14 protein-coding genes are annotated in these 14204 nt (G+C 61.8%); 4 read left to right on the top strand and 10 right to left on the bottom strand.

The features are described 5' to 3' along the window. Nucleotides 1-120: 120 nt before the first annotated feature. The 4 genes from AC07OO_RS09650 to AC07OO_RS09635 all read right to left on the bottom strand — a co-directional run bounded on the left by AC07OO_RS09650 (nucleotide 121) and on the right by AC07OO_RS09635 (nucleotide 5421). Nucleotides 121-519: a GFA family protein gene (locus AC07OO_RS09650; protein WP_495081888.1), complete on the bottom strand. Its 399-nt coding sequence runs from the start codon at nucleotides 517-519 to the stop codon at nucleotides 121-123. A gap of 44 nt (nucleotides 520-563) precedes the next feature. Continuing rightward, the gene (locus AC07OO_RS09645; protein ID WP_495081887.1) at nucleotides 564-1823 is read right to left on the bottom strand and encodes an EAL and HDOD domain-containing protein; all 1260 of its coding nucleotides are present in this window, start codon (nucleotides 1821-1823) and stop codon (nucleotides 564-566) included. Continuing rightward, the gene (locus AC07OO_RS09640; protein ID WP_495081886.1) at nucleotides 1816-4440 is read right to left on the bottom strand and encodes a bifunctional diguanylate cyclase/phosphodiesterase; all 2625 of its coding nucleotides are present in this window, start codon (nucleotides 4438-4440) and stop codon (nucleotides 1816-1818) included. The genes AC07OO_RS09645 and AC07OO_RS09640 overlap by 8 nt, the downstream gene beginning before the upstream one ends. 186 nt (nucleotides 4441-4626) lie before the next feature. Further along, nucleotides 4627-5421, bottom strand: coding sequence for a ferritin-like domain-containing protein (locus tag AC07OO_RS09635; RefSeq protein WP_495081885.1), 795 nt, complete (start codon nucleotides 5419-5421; stop codon nucleotides 4627-4629). A gap of 54 nt (nucleotides 5422-5475) precedes the next feature. On the opposite strand from AC07OO_RS09635, the gene AC07OO_RS09630 reads away from it, so the two are divergent. Next, complete coding sequence (locus AC07OO_RS09630) at nucleotides 5476-6003, top strand: gamma carbonic anhydrase family protein (protein ID WP_495081884.1); 528 nt, start codon at nucleotides 5476-5478, stop codon at nucleotides 6001-6003. A 56-nt stretch (nucleotides 6004-6059) separates the two neighbouring features. Beyond that, nucleotides 6060-7049 (top strand): Hsp33 family molecular chaperone HslO, encoded by a 990-nt coding sequence (gene hslO, locus AC07OO_RS09625; protein WP_495081883.1) that lies wholly within the window; start codon nucleotides 6060-6062, stop codon nucleotides 7047-7049. Here hslO and AC07OO_RS09620 read toward each other — a convergent pair. From AC07OO_RS09620 to pyrG, 5 genes are all read right to left on the bottom strand, one after another. Further along, a complete protein-coding gene (locus tag AC07OO_RS09620) occupies nucleotides 7035-7559 on the bottom strand; it encodes a hypothetical protein (protein WP_495081882.1) in 525 nt (174 codons plus the stop codon). The two genes, hslO and AC07OO_RS09620, sit on opposite strands and share 15 nt — an antisense overlap. Before the next feature lie 35 nt (nucleotides 7560-7594). Next, nucleotides 7595-7870 carry a septum formation initiator family protein gene (locus AC07OO_RS09615; protein WP_495081881.1) on the bottom strand — a complete coding sequence of 92 codons (276 nt, stop codon included), beginning with the start codon at nucleotides 7868-7870 and terminating at the stop codon, nucleotides 7595-7597. A gap of 8 nt (nucleotides 7871-7878) precedes the next feature. Further along, a complete protein-coding gene (eno, locus tag AC07OO_RS09610; RefSeq protein ID WP_495081880.1) occupies nucleotides 7879-9162 on the bottom strand; it encodes a phosphopyruvate hydratase in 1284 nt (427 codons plus the stop codon). A gap of 105 nt (nucleotides 9163-9267) precedes the next feature. Then, complete coding sequence (kdsA, locus tag AC07OO_RS09605; protein WP_495081879.1) at nucleotides 9268-10125, bottom strand: 3-deoxy-8-phosphooctulonate synthase; 858 nt, start codon at nucleotides 10123-10125, stop codon at nucleotides 9268-9270. Nucleotides 10126-10127: 2 nt separating this feature from the next. Further along, nucleotides 10128-11795, bottom strand: a complete 1668-nt coding sequence (gene pyrG / locus AC07OO_RS09600) for a CTP synthase (RefSeq protein ID WP_495081878.1) — start codon at nucleotides 11793-11795, stop codon at nucleotides 10128-10130. Nucleotides 11796-11901: 106 nt separating this feature from the next. Between pyrG and coaBC the strand changes: the two genes are divergently transcribed. After that, a complete protein-coding gene (gene coaBC, locus AC07OO_RS09595) occupies nucleotides 11902-13122 on the top strand; it encodes a bifunctional phosphopantothenoylcysteine decarboxylase/phosphopantothenate--cysteine ligase CoaBC (protein ID WP_495081877.1) in 1221 nt (406 codons plus the stop codon). 10 nt (nucleotides 13123-13132) lie between these two features. Further along, nucleotides 13133-13579, top strand: coding sequence for a dUTP diphosphatase (dut, locus tag AC07OO_RS09590; protein ID WP_495081876.1), 447 nt, complete (start codon nucleotides 13133-13135; stop codon nucleotides 13577-13579). Between the two features lie 79 nt (nucleotides 13580-13658). On the opposite strand, the gene AC07OO_RS09585 is transcribed toward dut, so the two are convergent. After that, nucleotides 13659-14195 (bottom strand): FKBP-type peptidyl-prolyl cis-trans isomerase, encoded by a 537-nt coding sequence (locus AC07OO_RS09585; RefSeq protein WP_495081875.1) that lies wholly within the window; start codon nucleotides 14193-14195, stop codon nucleotides 13659-13661. Between the last annotated feature and the right edge of the window lie 9 nt (nucleotides 14196-14204).

Raw genomic sequence — 14204 nt, 5'->3', positions numbered from 1 at the left:
CGTTGTCCAATGCCTGCAACTGGCCCCAACCTGCCGCTCGCGTACCCACCAAGCCTCACGGAACTTTTGGAAATCAGTCGCTGAAGCTTGTTGCGCAAATGCCCCGCACCCACCATCTCGCTAAGCCATATGCTCCATATCTTCCGGCATGGAGACCCAAGCATGCATCCGCTCTTCATACACCGAGAACACGGGTGGTGGGAAGTTTGAATCTGCAAAGACCCCTACGGGAATGGCGATGTTTTCTTCTCGGCCTTCTATGACGTAGTAGACCGTTGTGCCGCAAATGGGGCAGAACGTAAACTTGCATTTGCCGCCGCTGTCGCCCACACGGACGTAGTCTGTGCCTTCGCCTTGGATCTCAACCGCTTGCCGCGGGAACCGGGCCTGTGTGCCAAAGACGCTACCGGTTCTGCGCTGGCAGGCATGGCAATGGCAGACGGACACGCGGATGGGGTCTCCGGTGACCTTGGCGGTCAGTTGGCCGCAACTGCAGGATGCGATTCGAAGTGTTGTCATGGCGGTGATGGTGTCAATGGTGAAAGAAGGATCAGCGGCACGGCCTACACACCCATGGTCTCAGCCCAAGCCAAAGCCTGCACATGCGCCCAATTGACCTGGCTGTCGGTCAGGCACAGCAGTGTCGTGCTGCTGGCAAAAGCCGCGTCATCGCCCGTCTCGCAGGCAATGGTCAGCTCCAGGAACGGAGCCAGCGGGCCGGTGCGGTGTAGCAGGGCTTGTGTCACCACATCGGGTAGGGACACGGTAGCCAATGCGGTCTCCATGCGCATGCCCAGCATGGTGTCCAGCAGCGAGAACACGCCCACCACAAATGCGTTGTCGCTCTCTTCGGGCGGTAGCGCAGAGTCGGCTGCCAGCAGTTCCATCAGGCGGCCGCGTACAACCGCGGTGGTGCCTACCGCGGGGGGCACGTCGCCGTTGCGGGATGTGGTCAGCAGCAGCGCCGCCCACTTGAACAGGCGGTTCAAGCCCAGCAGCATGACCGCGTGCTTGAACGATGTGACTTCGGTGCGCGCGCCGAAGCCGGCCGAGTTGATGAAGCGCAGCAGGTTGAAGGACAGCGTGGGGTCGTGCTTGAGCACTTCTTCAATGTCGGCGGTGCTGGCCTGCTGGCGCACCAGGTTGATGAGCTGCAAGATGATGGCCTGTCCCGGCCGCACGGATTGGCCTTGCACCAGCACCGGCTTGGCAAACCAGAAGCCCTGGAACAGTTGCACACCCAGGTCTGCCAGCAGTGCGTACTGCGCTGGCGTCTCCACTTTTTCGGCAACCAGCTGGGCTTGCGACTTGGCCTGTGCCAGCTTGACGAAGGATGGGATGGACTGGGGCCGTATGACCGCCAGGTCAAACTTGATGAACGAGGCTAACTCGAGCCACGACACATAAGAGTGTGTCAGCACCGAGTAGTCGAACGCCAGGCGAAAGCCGCGGCGCTGAAGGTCTTGCAGGTGGGGCAGGCGGGTCTGTATTTGGTCGACCTCGGACACCGGCATGGGCGGTATCTCCAGCACCACGCGCTCGGGGTCTATCAGGTCCAGGTGGCCGCCGGCCAGACTGTCGTGGGTGCAATTGATGAACACGGTCTTCTCGCCGATGGGCGAGCGGTTGTCCACGGCGCTGAGCACATTGAACAGCAGCTGCGCGTCGGTGGCGGCTGTGTGGCCCTGCGACAGGGGTGCGCGGTTGAACAATTCGTAGGCCACAACGGCCTGGGTGCGATCCAGGATGGCCTGGTGTGCAAAGCTGACAGATGCCACGGAAACTTGAAGCGATAAAGGTGAGGGAGTGGTGTTTTCAGCCATGGGAGGGGGCTGCTAAAGATGAGGTGCTGGTGGCCGCGTGCAGACTGCTCTCAAAATCTGCCAGAGGCATAGGCCGCCCCAGCAGGTAGCCTTGGTAGGCGTCGCAGCCTTGGCTGTGCAAATGATCGCGCTGGGCCTGCGTCTCCACACCCTCGGCAATGACGGCCAGCCCCAGGGCGTGGCCCAGCGTGATGACGGCCAGCGCAATGGCCGCGTCGTTGGGGTCGGTCATCAAGTCGCGCACAAAGGATTGGTCAATCTTCAGTTGGTCCAGCGGCAGGCGCTTGAGGTACGACAGTGAGGAGTAGCCGGTGCCAAAGTCGTCCAGCGAGAAGCCCACGCCGCGCGCCTTCAGCGCCGTCATCTTGAGCGTGGTCTCGTCCACGTCGTTGACCAGCAGGCTTTCGGTCAGCTCCAGCTTCAACCGGCGGGGGTTGACGCCGGTATAGGTGATCAGGTCCAGCACATACTCCACAAAATCCGGCTGGCGGAATTGGCGGGCGCTGACGTTGACCGCCAATGTCAGGTCCTGCGTGGCCGTGTCCTTGGCCCACAGGGCCAGTTGTGTGCAGGCGGTCTCCAGCACCCAGTTGCCCAATGGCAGTATCAGCCCGGTGTCTTCGGCCAGCGGGATGAACTCGGCCGGCGACACCATGCCCCGCTCGGGGTGGGGCCAGCGCATCAGCGCCTCGGCGCCCACGGCGCGGCCGTCGCGGTCGATCTGGGGCTGGTAGTACAGCACAAACTGCCCTTGCAGAATGCCCTGGCGGATATCGTTCTCCAGCTTGACGCGGGTGGTAATGACGGCCTGCATGGCGGGGTCGAAGAAGCGCAGCGTGTTGCGCCCGGCCGCTTTGGACTGGTACATGGCCAGGTCGGCCTGCTTGAGCAGCTCGTCAGTGGATTGCTCGTGGTTGGCGTATAGCGTGATACCGATACTGGGCGTGATCTGGTATTCCAGTCCGGCCAGTTTGTAGGGCATGCTGATCGTGTCCAGAATCTTTTCTCCAATCATCTCGGCCTGGGCTGCTGCCTCTTCACGGTCTTCGCTGAGTTCCTCGATCATCACGACGAATTCATCGCCGCCCAGCCGGGCCACGGTATCGCCCTGGCGCATGCAGGCACTCAGGCGCATGGCGACCTGCTGCAGCAGCATGTCGCCCATGTCGTGGCCCTGGGTGTCGTTCAGTGTCTTGAAGTTGTCCAGGTCAATGAATTGCAGGGCGCCGATGCGGCCACTGCGGCCACTGACGGCCAATGCCTGGCGCAGGCGGTCCACCATCAGCCGGCGGTTGGGCAGGTTGGTCAGCGGGTCGTAGAAAGCCAGCTTGTTGATCTCTTCCTCGGCGGTTTTGCGTTGCGTCACATTGCGCGACAGCACGATAAAGCGCGGCTCGCCCGTGCCCTGCTTGCGGGTCAACGAGATCTCGAACCAGAAATTGCCCTTGGAGGTCTGCAGCGCAAACTCGCGGCCCTCGGAGTGGCCTTGTTCATTGGCTTCTTGCAACGCAGACATCACGGCGCGCGCCGCATCGGGCGGCAGCACGTCCGACACTTTCTTGCCCAGGAAAAACTCGGCCGGTGGGAAGGATGTGTTGGAGCGCGGCGCGTGGTAATCGTGGTAGGTGCCGTCCAACCCCATCTCCAGCATCACGTCGGGTATGGCCTCCAGTGTGGCCTTCAGGCGGTTTTGTGATGACGCGATCTCGGTCGTGCGCTGGGCTATCAATTCGTCTTGGCCGCGTTCGTGGGCCTTGAGTTCCATCAGCAGCTTGCTGGCATAGGCCAGCATGGCGCTCAAGAGCAAACCCAGCGCGGCTTTGGCGGTCAGCTCCGGTGTACCGCCCCAGCCTCCTATCGGCGCCACGCTGAGTGTCCATTCGCCATTGGGTACGGTCAGGTTGCGCTCCACCGGGTCATCCAGGCCGGTTTCGCTGCCGGCAATGGTGTCGCGTTGGCCGGTGTCGGGGTTGGTGCGCCACAGGGAATAGGCAATGCCGGCCTCAGTCAGCTGGTTCAGCCGTACATTGCTCAGGGCCTGTGGGAAGCGGATGACGGCATAGGTCAGTCCCCAGAACACGGGCCTGCCATCCGGGCCATCCAGAAAGATGGGAAGGCGCCCCACGGCGCCCAGGCCACCCTGGACCAGCTTCAGCGGCCCGGCCAGCGTGAGCTTGCCGGTGTCGCGGGCCATGCGGGCCTCGCGCCCCTGCTTGGGGTCGGCCAATTGGTTGAAGCCTATGGACTTTTCGTTGCCCTTCAGCGGCGCCACGCGCTGGATGATGCCGTTGGGGCTGAGGCCCAGTATGGAAACGCCGGGGTACCAGGGCAGCATTTCGGCGGCCACGCCTTCAAAGTCGGGCACATTGCCCTTGCCCTGGCGCACCATGGCGGCGATGGAATAGGTGGCCGACAGAGCCCGCTCCATCGTGGTCTGGATGGCATGCGCATGGTCGCTGGCAAGGGCCGCCATGCGCATCCGCTCGGCGGCCATGCCGCGCTGCTCAAGCCGCCAGATCACGGTCGCGCTGGCCGCCAGAGCCAGCACAAACACCACGCACGCCACCGCCAGGGGGCGGCCGATGCGTGGTGCGGCGGCGGTATCCGGTTGGGTCATTGCTGGCGAAGGCCCCATGGCAGGTGGTGGAACGTGTTGTTGGGCATTGTGCCTGCGGCGCGCGCGCCTGTGTCGGATTGTGCGCCGCAGATACCGGTTTCTGCCAAAACAGTATAGGCTAAATTGGCCTCTAGCCCTCGTGAAATATACGTATGCCGCTACGCTATTGATAGCGATTTCGAGTTGTTACTGGGGCAGAGCCGCGAGCTCGGCGTCCGAGAAGCCGGCCAGCTTGCGCGCCCGCAGGTTGAAGGGCGGTTTCAGTCGCGGAGCACCGTGCCGGGCGGCCGCTTCGGCGTAAAAGGCATAGGGGTCCAGCCCCCCACGCTGGCACAGCCAGTGGTACCAGCGGTTGCCAATGGCGACGTGGCCCACCTCTTCGGTCAGGATGACGTCCAGAATCTCCACCGCGGCCAGCGCCTGCGGCGTGCCCACCTTACGCAGCTTGGCCTGGATGATGGGAGTGGCGTCCAATCCACGTGCCTCCAGCGTGCGCGGTACCAGGGCCATGCGGGCGGTCACATCATGGCGGGTGTTCTCGCACATGGTCCACAGGCCGTCGTGGGCCACAAAATCGCCATAGTCGCGACCCTGCTCCAGCAGGTGGTTGCGTAAGAGCGTGAAATGCTTGGCCTCTTCCTGTGCAACCTGCAGCCAGTCGGTGTAGTAGTCGGCCGGCATGCCGGCAAAGCGCCAGATGGCATCCAGCGCCAGATTGATGGCATTGAACTCGATGTGGGCGATGGAGTGCACCAGCGCGCAGTGGCCCTCGGCGGTGAAAGGCGAGCGGCGGGGCACCTCTTGGGGATGCACCAGATGGGGCTGAGCGGGGCGACCGGGTTGCCCGGTGTAGTCCAGTTGCAATGCGCAGTCCAAGGCGCCCGCTGTTTCGCCGCCCAGTGTTAATGCCATGGCTGCTGCGGCCTTTTCGTTGGGGTCGGTCAGGCAAAAAACCGCGAGGGCACGTGTCCTAAGTTCCATACTTACAATTCTAGGGAACAAGTCCCGCCTCTCGATTGATCAGGAAACTCCCCCATGGCCATTTACGAACTCGATAGCATCGCCCCCCGCTTGGCCGAATCCGCCTGGGTGGCCGACAGCGCCCAGGTCATGGGCAATGTGGAGCTAGCCGAAGACACCAGCATCTGGTTTGGCGCGGTGGTGCGTGGCGATACCGAAGTCATCCGCATTGGCCGCGGCTCCAATATCCAGGATTGCAGCGTGCTGCACGCCGACATCGGTATGCCGCTGACCATTGGCGAAAACGTCACCGTGGGCCACCAGGTCATGCTGCATGGCTGCACTATTGGCGATGGTGCGCTGATCGGCATTGGCGCCGTGGTGCTCAATGGCGCCAAGATCGGCAAGGGCTGCATAGTGGGGGCTGGCGCACTGGTCACCGAGGGCAAGGAATTCCCCGATGGCTCCATGATCCTGGGCAGCCCCGCCAAGGCCGTGCGCGAACTCTCGCAAGCCCAGCAGGACGGGCTGAAGATGAGCGCCATCCACTACATCGAGAATGCCAAGCGCTTTAAGCGCGGGCTGAAGAAAATTGCCGATTGAACCCCATGGGGCCGCCATTGCCGGTGTGGCCCGTTGTTACTGCTTAGGAGCCCTGCGTGTCTGAATTGCACAAGTTTTTGTTTGATGGCCTGCCCGTGCGCGGCATGGTGGTGCGTTTGACCGACACCTGGACCGAAATCTTGCGCCGGCGTGCGTCCAACACCAATACCGGCCCCTACGAGGCCCCGGTGCGCGACATGCTGGGCGAAATGGTGGCCGCCGCTGCGTTGATGCAGGCGAATATCAAGTTTGATGGCTCACTGGTTTTGCAGATTTTTGGCGATGGCCCGGTCAAGTTGGCCGTGGTGGAGGTGCAGCCGGATCTGGCCCTGCGCGCCACCGCCACCGTGGTGGGCGAGCTGGATGGCGCGACCACGCTGAGCGAGCTGGTTAACGTGGGCAATGAGGGACGCTGCGCCATCACATTGGACCCCAAAAACAAGCTCCCCGGACAGCAGCCCTACCAGGGTGTGGTGCCGCTGTTTGACGACCAGCGCAAGAAGATCGACAACATCAGCGAGGTGCTGGAGCACTACATGCTGCAAAGCGAGCAGTTGGACACCACGCTGGTGCTAGCCGCCAACGACCAGGTGGCCGCCGGCTTGCTGATTCAACGCCTGCCGATGCAGGGCACCGACAACCTGTCGGGCAGCCTGGTCAGCAGGGAAAACGAAGACCAGATCGGCGTGAACGAGCACTACAACCGCATCGCCATTCTGGCCAGCAGCCTGAAGCGCGAAGAGCTGTTGACGCTGGATGTGGAAACTATTCTGCACCGCTTGTTCTGGGAAGAATCCCTGACCCGCTTTGAGCCACTGGAGGGCGCTACCGCGCCGCACTTCGCCTGCTCCTGCAGTCGCGAGCGCGTGGGCCGCATGATTGTGAGCCTGGGCCGCGAGGAGGTGGAGCACGTGCTGGTCGAACGCCCGGACATTGAAGTCGCCTGCGAGTTCTGCGGCATGCAATACCGCTTCGATGCGGTCGATGCGGCGCAGTTGTTCACCGCACCGGTGCAGCAGCATCCCGGCGGCTCAGGGCCGCACTGAGCCTCGGCCGTTCACCAAAGCGGTGAACAGGCGGTGTTCGCAGGCCGCGTCGGAGCAGGTGTCGCAGCACCACTGCCAGGCCGATGGCGTAGACGACCGCCGAGCATTTGGTTTGCGGTGGTAGGCAATGGCCTGCAGGGCGCAATCCAGGCGTGCTTGCCCGCTGCCATAGACCACCGCATAGGCCATAGCATGGCTGTCCAAGGCATGGCGCAGAGCCGCATCGTGTTGTGCGGTTACCGCGCTGGCTTTTCCAGGCATAGGCGCCAGGTCCAGGCCCATCAGCAGGGTCAGGTCGAAGCGGCGATGCTGGGCCAGTGCCAAAGGGTAGTGCGAGCGGTCTTGTGCAAGAACATCCTGCCGCACGGCTTCAGCCAATGCCCAGCCTTCATCAACCATGGTGTCATTGCGCGATTCTTCGGAGCTTGCGGCAGGCGCCAGGGCCAGGCGCAAGGCCGCAACCAGGGTGGATGTGCCCGTGCCCGGAGCTCCCACAACAGCGATCTTCATACGGGAGAGGTGTGCCGCGCAGAGTAGTGTGCGAACTACTTGGCGATCTGGACGTAGATTTCGTTGGCCTTGACCATGCCCAACTCGGAGCGGGCCTTTTCTTCGACGATCTCCAAGCCTTCGCGCAGATCGTTGATCTCGGCCACCAGGCGCTCATTGGCCCGCGTGGCATTGGCATTGGCTTGCTGCTGCTCGTCCAACTGGCGCATCAACTTTGTGACATTGGGCACACTGCCCCTGCCGAACCATAACTGGCCGTGCAAGATCACCAGCAGGGCGATCAAGGCTGCAGGAACAATGTGCTTGCCCACTAACCTATTCAGCGGAGGTTATAAAACGCGGCACGACCGGGGTAGCTGGCCACATCGCCCAAGTCTTCTTCTATGCGCAGCAACTGGTTGTACTTGGCCATACGGTCCGAACGGCTCAAGCTACCGGTCTTGATCTGGCCGGCGTTGGTGCCCACAGCGATGTCGGCGATGGTGTTGTCTTCGGTCTCGCCCGAGCGGTGGCTGATGACGGCGGTGTAGCCGGCGCGCTTGGCCATCTCGATGGCTTCAAAGGTTTCGGTCAGCGTACCGATCTGGTTGATTTTGATCAGGATGGAGTTGGCAATGCCCTTGTCGATGCCTTCCTTCAGGATCTTGGTGTTGGTGACGAACAGGTCGTCGCCGACGATTTGCACCTTCTTGCCCAAGCGGTCGGTCAGCTTCTTCCAGCCGTCCCAGTCGCCTTCGGCCATGCCGTCTTCGATGCTGATGATGGGGTACTTGTCGACCCAGGTGGCCATGATGTTGATCCACTCTTCGGCGTTCAGCGTCAGACCTTCGCCTTCGAGGTGGTACTTGCCGTCCTTGTAGAACTCGCTGGCTGCGCAGTCCAGGCCCAGGGCGATCTGTTCACCGGCCACATAACCGGCCTTGTCGATCGCTTCCAGAATCATCTGGATGGCGGCTTCGTGGTTGGCCACGTTGGGGGCAAAGCCGCCTTCGTCGCCCACTGCGGTGCTGATGCCCTTGTCGTGCAGAATTTTCTTCAGCGCGTGGAACACTTCAGCGCCCCAGCGCAGTGCTTCGCGGAAGCTGGGGGCGCCCACGGGGATGATCATCAGCTCTTGCAGGTCGAGGTTGTTGTTGGCGTGCTCGCCGCCGTTGATGACGTTCATCATGGGCACGGGCATGGACATGCGGCCCATGCCACCAAAGTAGCGGTACAGCGGCAGGCCGGACTCTTCGGCAGCGGCGCGGGCCACGGCCATCGAGACCGCCAGCATCGCGTTGGCGCCCAGGCGGCTCTTGTTGTCGGTACCGTCCAGGTCGATCAGGGTCTTGTCCAGGAAGGCTTGCTCGGAAGCATCCAGGCCCAGCACAGCCTCGGAGATTTCGGTGTTGATATGTTCCACGGCCTTGAGCACGCCTTTGCCAAGGTAACGCTTCTTGTCGCCGTCGCGCAGCTCGATGGCTTCGCGGCTGCCGGTGGAGGCGCCGGATGGCACAGCAGCACGGCCCATGGTGCCGGATTCCAGCAACACGTCGCACTCCACGGTGGGGTTTCCGCGCGAATCCAGGATTTCGCGGCCTACGATATCAACAATTGCACTCATTGGCTTTTTCCTAAGTTAAAAAAACGGTAGCGATCGATTTTTGCATGGCTGGGTGCGCTGGAGCGTGGGGCCTCGCCGATTGTTCTCGGCTGGTAACCGGTGGGGTCAGGCCGTGAAACGGTTCTCCAGAAAGCCATTCTTTTTGGTCACATCATCCAGCGCCACCAGGGTTTCCAGCAGCGCCTTCATGTGTTTGAGCGGGACAGCGTTGGGGCCATCACAAAGCGCATTCGTCGGGTCGGGATGCGTCTCCATGAACAGGCCTGAGACGCCCACGGCAACCGCAGCGCGCGCCAACACGGGGACCATCTCCCGCACACCACCGCTGCTGGTGCCCTGACCACCGGGCAATTGCACCGAGTGGGTGGCATCAAACACCACCGGTGCCTGGGTCTCGCGCATGATGGCCAGTGAACGCATGTCGCTGACCAGATTGTTGTAGCCAAAGCTGGCACCCCGTTCGCAGGCCATGAAGTTGTCTTCGCTCAAACCAGCGGCTTTAGCAGCGGCGCGGGCTTTGACGATGACGTTCTTCATGTCACCGGGGGCCATGAACTGCCCCTTTTTGATGTTCACGGGCTTGCCGGACAGGGCCACGGCATGGATGAAATCGGTTTGCCGGCACAGCAGGGCAGGCGTTTGCAATACATCTACCACCGGCGCGACTTGGGCGATCTGGTCTTCGCGGTGGATATCCGTGAGAACGGGGACGCCTATTTCTCGCCGGACCTTGGCGAGAATTTCAAGCCCCTTCTCCATGCCCAGACCGCGGTAGGCTGTCTCACTGGTCCGGTTGGCTTTGTCAAAACTGCTTTTGAAAATGAAGGGAATACCGAGGCTGGAGGTGATTTCCTTCAGCGTCCCGGCCGCATCCATCTGCAGTTGTTCGGATTCGACGACGCATGGGCCGGCGATCAAAAAGAAGCGGTGCTCCAGCCCAATGTCAAATCCGCACAGTTTCATTTTTATGCCACCGCCTTCAAATTCTTGCCTTCAGTCTGGTGGTCCAGTGCGGCCTTGATGAAGGCGTTGAACAGCGGGTGGCCGTCCCAGGGGGTGGACTTGAACTCGGGGTGGAACTGCACGCCGATATACCAGGGGTGGGTGGCCTTGGGCAACTCCACCATTTCGGTCAACTGCTCACGCTGCGTCAGCGCCGAGATCACCAGACCGGCCTTGCGCAGTTCGTCCAGGTAATTGACGTTGGCTTCGTAGCGGTGGCGGTGGCGCTCGGTCACGATGTCGCCGTAGATTTCGTGCGCCAGCGTGTCCTTGGCCACGTCGGAGCTTTGTGCGCCCAGGCGCATGGTGCCGCCCAGGTCAGAGTTCTTGTTGCGGGTCTTGATGGTGCCGTCGGCATCTTTCCACTCGGTGATCAAGGCGATGACCGGGTTGGCGCAATCGGGTTCGAACTCGGTGCTGTTGGCATCCTTGAGGTTGGCCACATGGCGGGCAAACTCGATGGTGGCCACTTGCATGCCCAGGCAGATGCCCAGGTAGGGTACCTTGTTCTCACGGGCAAAACGGGCCGCGCAGATCTTGCCTTCGATACCGCGTTTGCCAAAGCCGCCAGGCACCAGCACCGCGTCGAACTTGGCTAGGCGCGACACGCTGTCGGGCGTGATGGTTTCGGAGTCGATGTAGTCGATCGTCACCTTGGCATGGTTCTTCATGCCGGCGTGGCGCAGGGCTTCGTTCAGCGACTTGTAGCTGTCGGAGAGGTCCACATACTTGCCAACCATGGCAATGCTGACTTCGGCTTGCGGGTGGGCGGTCTCGTAGACCAGGTCGTCCCAGCGCTTCAGATTCGCGGGCGGCGTGTTCAGGCGCAGCTTGTCGCAGATCAGGCCATCCAGGCCTTGCTCGTGCAGCATGCGCGGCACCTTGTAGATGGTGTCCACGTCCCACATCGAAATGACGCCCCATTCGGGCACGTTGGAGAACAGCGAGATCTTGGAACGCTCTTCGTGTGGGATCGGACGGTCGGCACGGCACAGCAGGGCGTCGGCCTGGATACCGATTTCGCGCAGTTGCTTGGCCGTGTGTTGGGTGGGCTTGGTCTTGAGCTCGCCGGCCGCAGCAATCCACGGCAGATAGCTCAGGTGCACAAAGGCGCTGTTGTTGGGGCCAAGCTTCAGGCTCATCTGGCGCACGGCTTCCAGGAAGGGCAGGGACTCGATGTCGCCCACGGTGCCGCCGATTTCCACAATGGCCACATCCACCGCATCAGGCTCGCCAAAACGCGCGCCGCGTTTGACGAATTCCTGGATTTCATTGGTGACATGGGGGATGACTTGGACGGTCTTGCCCAGGTAGTCGCCACGGCGCTCTTTGTCGAGCACGCTTTTGTAGATCTGGCCGGTGGTGAAGTTGTTGGCCTTGCGCATGCGCGTTTCGATGAAACGCTCGTAATGGCCCAGATCCAGATCGGTTTCGGCGCCGTCGTCGGTGACGAAAACTTCACCGTGTTGCAGCGGGGACATCGTGCCGGGATCGACGTTGAGGTAGGGATCCAGCTTGATGAGAGTGACTGTCAGGCCCCGCGATTCCAGTATCGCAGCGAGGGAGGCTGAGGCGATTCCCTTGCCAAGGGAAGACACCACACCGCCGGTGACGAAGACAAATTTGGTCATGTCAGGGGGAGCTTGTACGCTCGGGGAGGTGGTAAAGCGAGATTATACCGGGGGCAGGGCGCCGTCCCATCAGAAGAGCAATACAGCCTCTGCTACATTGCCCCCCATGAACGACCTCGCTGGAAAACACATCGTCCTGGGCCTCACCGGAGGCATCGCCTGCTACAAGGCTGCCGAGTTGTGCCGGGCCCTGATCAAAGAGGGCGCAACGGTCCAAGTGGTGATGACCGAAGCGGCCGCTCAGTTCATCACACCGGTGACCATGCAGGCCCTCTCCAACCGGCCGGTCTACGACTCCCAGTGGGACGCGCGCCCCGACAACAACATGGCGCACATCAACCTCAGCCGCGAGGCTGACGCCATCCTGATCGCCCCCTGCAGCGCCGATTTCATGGCCAAGCTCTTGCACGGCGGGGCCGACGAATTGCTGAGCTTGATGTGCCTGGCGCGGCCCATCGACACCGTGCCCCTGTTGGTGGCACCCGCCATGAACCGCGAGATGTGGGCGCACCCCGCCACACAGCGCAATCTGGCACAACTGGCGGCTGACGGTGCCACGATTCTGGGTGTGGGTAGTGGTTTCCAAGCCTGCGGCGAAACGGGTGACGGTCGCATGCTGGAGCCCGATGAACTGCTGGCCGATGTGATCGCTTTTTTTCAACCCAAAGCATTGACCGGTCAACATGTTTTGGTCACGGCCGGGCCTACCTTTGAAGCCATTGATCCGGTGCGTGGCATCACCAACCGATCCAGCGGCAAGATGGGATTTGCGATTGCCCGTGCGGCGCAGGAGGCGGGTGCCCAGGTCATGTTGGTGGCGGGGCCGGTGTCTTTGCCTACGCCACGCGGCGTGCAGCGCGTCGACGTGCAGTCTGCGGCCGATATGCTGGCAGCCTGCGTGAATGCTGCGCACGCCGCTAGCGTATTCATAGCGACGGCGGCGGTGGCCGACTGGCGGCCTGCGCAGACTTCCGAGCAAAAAATCAAGAAAGACGGCTCTGGCCAGACGCCGACGCTGGCGTTTGCCGAGAACACCGATATCTTGGCCACAGTGGCCCAGTCAGCCCGTGCGCAAAGCGGTGCCTTGTATTGCGTCGGCTTTGCCGCCGAGAGCCACGACCTGGTGGCCCATGCCACGGCCAAGCGCATCCGCAAGGGCGTGCCGCTGCTGGTCGGCAATATCGGCCCTGCCACCTTTGGCAAAGACGACAATGCGCTGCTGCTGGTCGATGCCAACGGCACGCGGGAATTACCGCACAACAACAAACTCGCGCTGGCGCGGCAACTCGTTGCCGAAATTGCCGGCCGCCTCTCCCCTGCAACCTAACGCTAGAAAAATGAAGATCGACGTCAAGATTTTGGATTCCCGCCTCAACGAGCAAATGCCCAGTTATGCCACGCCCGGCAGCGCCGGCCTGGACCTGCGGGCCTGCCTGAGCGAGCCACTGACCTTGGCCCCCAATGCCTGGCAACTGGTGCCAACCGGCATGGCTATCTACTTGCAAGACCCGGCCTACGCTGCACTGATACTGCCGCGCTCGGGTTTGGGCCACAAGCACGGCATCGTGTTGGGCAATCTGGTTGGCCTGATTGACAGTGATTACCAGGGTCAACTGATGGTCAGCGCCTGGAACCGCAGCGATGTGGCGTTCACGATAGCGCCCATGGAGCGCATTGCGCAACTGGTCATCGTGCCCGTGGTGCAAGCCCAGTTCAATATCGTCAATGACTTTGAAGCCTCGGAGCGCGGCGCCGGGGGGTATGGTTCCACGGGCAAACACTGAGACATCGGATGGTAGCTACGAAATTTGTAGCTACAGATATCCATCCGACGAGGGCTAGCGCCCGTTTTTCTAAAAGTCGTCAGTGCAGGGTGCGGCTGGGCGGGACGTGGTCGTCGATGCCCACGTGCAGCTTGAAGAAGCCGGTGCCGCAACTGCCGCGTCCGATTTCTTCTTCCGTGGCCTCGCGCACCGATTCCACTTTCAGGTTGAGGCGAATTGCAATGCCCGCCAGCGGGTGGTTGCCGTCGATGACCACGTGGTCGGGGTAGATGTCGGTGATGGTGTACAGCGCGTCTTTGGGTACATCGGGGTTGCAGCCGGCGGGCAGGGCGCTGCCTTCCATCGTCAAGCCCACTTGCAAGTCGGCGGGAAACAGGTGGCGCGGTTCCAGGAACAGCAGTTTGTCGTTGAAGTCGCCAAAGGCCTGTTCGGGTTCGATCTGCAGTTGCACGCTGGCGCCGGCGGCATGGCCTTGCAGTGCGGTTTCGATCGCCGGTAACAGGTCATTACCGCCGACCAAAAACTCCACTGGCTCGTCCAAAACGTCCAGTTCCTCGCCCAAGGTGTCTTTCAGCGTCCAAGTGAGGGCAACGACGCATTGAGGTGTGATTTCCATACGAGAATT

The sequence above is a fragment of the Rhodoferax sp. GW821-FHT07G04 genome (genome assembly GCF_059418585.1).
The sequence above is the reverse complement of the archived record's forward strand: the minus strand, read 5'-3'. Positions and strand labels throughout refer to the sequence as shown.